The 1,871-nt window shown below is 74.0% G+C and carries 1 protein-coding gene and 1 pseudogene; both read right to left on the reverse strand.

Features of this window, described 5'->3' with window-relative positions; translation table 11 throughout:
• The coding region (locus VGD85_RS10990) for a molybdopterin cofactor-binding domain-containing protein (protein ID WP_331063479.1) at positions 1-1,625 on the reverse strand (1,625 nt) is incomplete at its 3' end.
• Positions 1,622-1,871, reverse strand: a pseudogene (locus tag VGD85_RS10995) (xanthine dehydrogenase small subunit); the annotation flags it as partial. The pseudogene VGD85_RS10995 and the gene VGD85_RS10990, both read right to left, overlap by 4 nt.

Here is a 1,871-nt window from a genome sequence, read left to right on the forward strand (position 1 = left end):
TCGAGACGGGCCCGGATCTGCGCGCAGGCGTGCTTGACGGCGGCGCCGTTGAGGTCCGCGCCGGAGCTCGCGGCCGTGGCCGAGGTGTTGGGGACCTTGTCGGTGCGGGTGGGTGCGAGCCGGACCAGCTCGAGCGGCACCGCGAGCGTCGTGGCCGCGACCTGCAGCATCTTCGTGTGCAGGCCCTGGCCCATCTCGGTGCCGCCGGGGTTGATCAGCACCGACCCGTCCTTGTAGACGTGGACCAGCGCCCCCGCCTGGTTGAACGCCTTGAAGTTGAACGCGATGCCGAACTTCACGGGCGTGATCGCGAGACCGCGCTTGGCGTCGGGATGGGTGGCGTTGAACGCGGCGACCTCGGCCCGCCGCTCCTCGATGCGGCCGTCGGCCAGGACCTGGTCCCAGACCAGGGCGGCCCGCTCCGGGTGCCGCACAGTCTGGCCGTACGGCGTGCTCTGACCCGCCGCGTAGAAGTTGCGCCGGCGCAGGTCCGCGGGGTCGAGGCCGAGCACCGGCGCACAGCGCCCGAGGATGTCCTCGATCACCATCATCCCCTGCGGTCCGCCGAACCCGCGGAACGCGGTCGAGGAGGCCTTGTGGGTGCGGGCGATGCGGCCGTGCAGCCGGACGTGCGGGATCCAGTAGGCGTTGTCGACGTGGCACAGCGCCCGGGCGAGCACCGGCTCGGACAGGTCCAGGCTCCAGCCGCCATCGGCGGTGAGCGTGACGTCGAGCGCCTGCAGCAGTCCGTCGCCGTCGAAGCCGACCCGCCAGCGGGCGTGGAACCCGTGCCGCTTGCCGGTCATCGTGAGGTCCTGGGCCCGGGCGAGGCGGACCCGCACGGGGTGGCCGGTGACGACGGCGCCGAGGGCCGCGACCGCGGCGTACCCGTGGGGTTGCATCTCCTTGCCGCCGAACGCCCCACCCATCCGCAGGGACTGGACGGTGACCTCGTGCGCGCGCCGGCCCAGCACGTGTGCGACGACCTCCTGGGTCTCGGTCGGGTGCTGGGTGCTGCTCTGGACGAAGACCTGGCCGGCCTCGTCGACGTGGGCCAGCGAGCACTGCGTCTCGAGGTAGAAGTGCTCCTGGCCCGCCATCTCGGTGACCCCGCTGAACAGGTGCGCCGACGACACGAGCGCGCGCTCCACGTCGCCACGCTCGATGGTGGGCTGGGCCCCCTGGAAGCTCCCGGCGGCGATCGCCTCCGACACGGACAGCAGCGCGGGCAGTGGCTCGTAGTCGACCTCGACGGCGGCGGCTCCGAGTCGCGCGGCCTCGAGGGTCTCACCGAGCACCCAGCAGACGGCGTGACCGAAGTAGCTGACCTCGCTCGGGAACAGCGGCTCGTCGTCGCGCACCCCGGCGTCGTTGAGACCCGGGACGTCCTCGGCGGTCAGCACCCGGACCACGCCGGGCACCTCGAGTGCCGCGGCGGTGCGCAACCCGGTCACCCGGGCGTGGGCGTGGGGGGCCTGCACAGGATGGGCGTGCAGGCAGCCGGGCATCCGGACGACGAGGTCGTCGGTGTAGAGCGCGGCGCCGGTGACGTGGAGGGCCGCGCTCTCGTGGGGCACCTCCAAGCCGACGGCCGCGTCGCCGGGACGGGCGGACAGGTCGCTCACACCGCCACCCCCTCGGCGCCGTCCCGCTGCGCACCGGCCCACAGCTTGAGCAGCGACTGCTCGAGCATCGCGGCCCGGTAGGCGGCGCTCGCGCGGTGGTCGTCGATGGGCGTGCCCTCGCCGCCGAGGACCGCGGCGGCCGCGCGTACGGCGCCGTCGGACCAGGGGCCGCCCTCGAGCGCTGCCTCGGTGTTCCGTGCCCGGACCGGTGTCGCGGCCACGCCGCCGAGGCCGATCCGAGCCCGG

This window comes from Nocardioides sp. (assembly GCF_036401255.1).
GTDB lineage: Bacteria > Actinomycetota > Actinomycetes > Propionibacteriales > Nocardioidaceae > Nocardioides.